Annotated in this window: 1 protein-coding gene; it reads left to right on the top strand. The window is 64.7% G+C overall.

The annotated features are described in order from the left end of the window. Positions 1 to 235: 235 nt before the first annotated feature. Entirely contained in the window at positions 236 to 1,396 is a 1,161-nt protein-coding gene (locus ABZ909_RS43660) for an IS110 family transposase (protein WP_357012402.1), read from the top strand. Positions 1,397 to 1,419: the final 23 nt, after the last annotated feature.

The raw sequence follows: 1,419 nt of genomic DNA on the forward strand, positions 1-1,419 counted from the left end.
TCGGCTAGTTAGACACTTGCTGTCAGGGTCAGGTCCCGGCCAGGATTTGATCCAGGTGCCCGGTGGGATGCTCCCAATATTCGGCTGCCCGCCGTCTGGATTGGTGTGGCTCTCTACTGGCTTGCCTCCCACCGGGTGCCGTGCAGGGAGTGGCTGAAGAGGGGCCTGCCCCGGCTCGAACTAGCAGTGCCCTCCCGCACGGACACCACTGTTGCTGCCGGACACGGGAGGGATGATGACCGTCATCGTCGGGATGGATCCGCACAAACGCTCGGCCACCATCGAAATCATCGATACCACTGGAAGGGTCCTGACCGGCGGCCGGTATGGCACCGACACTGCCGGATACAACGAAATGCTTTCTGCGGGACGGAAGTTCACCGACCGGGTGTGGGCCGTCGAGGGCTGCAACGGCATCGGCCGCCACCTGGCGCACCGGCTGGTCCACGATGGTGAGACCGTGATCGACGTGCCCGCGAAACTCTCCGCCCAGGTGCGGGTGTTCGCGACCGGCAACGGCCGCAAAACAGACCCGGTCGACGCTCACTCAGTCGCCATGGCCGCCTTGCGCGCACCGAGTCTGCGGCGCGTGCAGGCTGATCCGGAACTGATCGCTTTGGGCATGCTGGCCGACCGTCGTGACGAACTCGGTCGTGCACGCACCGAAACCCTGTGCCGACTGCACCGGCTGCTGCTGGAGTTGATTCCCGGTGGCGCCAAGACGTTTCTGTCGGCCCGCCAAGCCCGCGACCTGATCGCCACGATCACACCGCAGGATGCGGCTGCCCGGATCCGGCTGCGTTTGGTCACCGAGCTGATCGAGGACCTGGAAACCATCGACCGCAAGATCAGGGCCGCGGACAAGGAGTTGCGGCAGCTGGTCACCGAGCGCGGTTCCACGTTGATGGACCTGCACGGGATCGGACCATCGTCGGCGGCACGGCTTTTGGCTGATACCGGCGATATCGGTCGATTCGCCACCCGGGACAGGTTCGCGTCCTGGAACGGCACCGCACCACTGGATGCGTCCTCGGGTGATCAGCAACGGCATCGGCTTTCCCGCGCCGGCAACCGCAAGATCAACCGAGTGTTGCACATCATGGCTATCGTCCAACTCCGCAACCACACTGCCGGCCGGCACTATTACGACACGCGCAGAGCGGGCGGGAAGACCTCGATGGAAGCGCTGCGCGCCCTCAAACGACGGCTGTCCAACGTCGTCTACGCCCGGATGCTCGCTGATCAGCGGCGGCATGAATCAGCAGGCCCGGGAGGGCAATCGGGAACGACCACTGACTCCAGCGCGACCGGCTTCAACCCGCACACCGACCCTTCGGACAAGCCACATCCCGGACCCGAAAACCAGGTTAACCCCACACCCACACCCACGTCTTGACATAGAGGGGTGCCAGTAGCGGA

It is taken from the genome of Nocardia sp. NPDC046763 (genome assembly GCF_040645495.1).
Lineage (GTDB): Bacteria > Actinomycetota > Actinomycetes > Mycobacteriales > Mycobacteriaceae > Nocardia.

Coding starts and splice junctions, on each gene's coding strand:
- ABZ909_RS43660 (WP_357012402.1), top strand. CDS start 236: ATGACCGTCATCGTCGGGATGGATCCGCACAAACGCTCGGCCACCATC.